Below are 1885 nucleotides of genomic sequence, written 5' to 3'. Positions count from 1 at the left end.
GGTCGTCGATGCCGGAGCCGTGTCGGCGCGGGGCGGTGACGATCTGGGTCGGCGAGTGCGGCAGCCGGGGCGGGGCCGCGATCGTGCAGGCGGCGCGGAGGGCGGCCACGAAGTCCAGGCAGCTGTCGTGGCGCTCGTCCGGGGTCTTCGCGAGGGCGCGGGCCAGCACGGCGTCCGCCGCGCGCGGCAGGTCCGGGCGCCGCTCGGTGGCCGGGGGCGGGGTGTCGTACTGGTGGGCCCAGAGCAGCGCCAGGTCGTCGTCGCGGCGGAAGGGCGGCGCCCCGGTGAGCATCTCGTAGGCGACGCAGGCCAGGCTGTAGACGTCGCAGCGCCCGTCCACCGGCTTGCCGCTGATCTGCTCGGGCGCGACGTAGTCGAGTGTGCCGACGAACTGCCCGACGGTGGTGAAGCCGCTCAGCGAGAGCGACTTCTTGGTCAGCCCGAAGTCGGTGAGGTAGACGTGCTCGGGGTGGTCCGGGTCGGTACCCTCCGCGAGCAGGATGTTGCCGGGCTTGACGTCGCGGTGGACCAGCTCGTGCGCGTGCGCGGCGTCCAGCGCGGAGGCCACCTGCGTGGTGATCCGGACCGCCTGCGCGGTCGGCAGCGCCCCGACGCGGTCGAGCAGGGCCGCGAGGTCGCGGCCGTGGACGTAGCGCATGGCGATGTAGAGCACGCCGTCGGCCTCGCCCGCCTCGAAGACCGGCACGATGTGCGGATGGTCGATCGCGGCCGCGACCCGTGACTCGTGCTCGAACCGGCGTCGGAAGGTCTCGTCCAGCGCGAGCTGCGGCGCGAGCAGCTTGACCGCGACGGTCCGCTCCAGCCGCAGGTCCCGTGCCCGGTAGACGACGGCCATACCGCCGCGCCCGAGCTCGCCCTCCAGCAGGTACCCGGCGATCCGCCGGCCGGTGAGGCCGGAGGGACTCCCGGGCGCCGTGGCCGGCGGATCCGTCGGCATCAGCCCTCACCTCCACCACGCCACTCACGCGTCCCCAGGCTGCCCGCCCCGGGCTCCCTCGCCCTGCCGTCCGGCGACGTGAGGCCAGGCGAGGCGGGCGGGTCCGCTGCGACCTCCCCCGACCGGGGCTCCCGCGAGGCGGGCCCCGCCCCCGCTCCCTCAGACCCCGAGGGCCCATGCTCCGACGGCCCGCCCGCCGATGTCGCCCGCGCGGACGGGGGCTCCGTCGTCGCCAGGGTGCGCAGGCGCAAGCCGTCGCAGTAGTACCAGCGGCCCTCGTCGAGGTCGAGCAGCCAGCCGGCCTCGCCGTCGAGGACGACGCCGAGGCGGAGGCCGTGCGTGAGGTGCCGGAAGGTCTCCAGGTCGATGCTGCCGTCCGCAAGGTCCTCCGCCGCCTCGCGGTACTGGGTCAGCGCGTGCTCCAGGCGCAGCAGCAGCGGGCGCGGGTCGGCGGCGGCGGTCAGGGGTCGGCCGGAGCCCGACGGGGGGCGCTGCGGCAGCGTGATCAGCAGGCGTCCGTCGGCCCAGCCGGTCCAGCCGTTCGAGCAGACGACGCGGGCCCAGTCGCCGCGCACGTCGGTGACGCGGACCGGCAGCAACGCGTCGAGCCGGGCGCTGGGCTCGGAGAAGTCGGGATGGACCCAGGTGGCCAGGCCGTCGGTGGGCGCCACATGCGTCGGGCGGAAGTCAGCCGTGTCGTCCATGCGCCCGCCCTATCCCCGCATCACCACGGGCTCGTGGCGCCGCAGCAGCCGCGCCACGGCGAGGCCGAACACCACGGAGAGGACCACCATCATGCCGAGGTCCAGCAGCCAGGTGCCGGTGCGGTGCCGGAACAGCGGATCGGCGGTGAGCGTGCCGGGCACCAGGCTGTGCAGGTCGATCGTGCCGGCCATGGCGCCGAGCGCCCAGCGGGACGGGACCAGC

General features: G+C 75.4%; 3 protein-coding genes. All 3 read right to left on the bottom strand.

What is annotated here, in order from left to right; genetic code table 11:
• Positions 1–958: serine/threonine-protein kinase (locus tag DN069_RS39125; protein WP_111507974.1), on the bottom strand; the 958-nt coding region annotated here is incomplete at its 3' end.
• A complete protein-coding gene (locus DN069_RS39120; RefSeq protein ID WP_207892427.1) occupies positions 958–1662 on the bottom strand; it encodes an SH3 domain-containing protein in 705 nt (234 codons plus the stop codon). The genes DN069_RS39120 and DN069_RS39125, both read right to left, overlap by 1 nt.
• A gap of 9 nt (positions 1663–1671) precedes the next feature.
• Positions 1672–1885, bottom strand: a 214-nt coding sequence (locus tag DN069_RS39115) for a hypothetical protein (RefSeq protein ID WP_133260213.1), incomplete at its 5' end; no start/stop codon positions are given.

The organism is Streptacidiphilus pinicola, from assembly GCF_003258295.1.
Lineage (GTDB): Bacteria > Actinomycetota > Actinomycetes > Streptomycetales > Streptomycetaceae > Streptacidiphilus > Streptacidiphilus pinicola.
The sequence above is the reverse complement of the archived record's forward strand: the minus strand, read 5'-3'. Positions and strand labels throughout refer to the sequence as shown.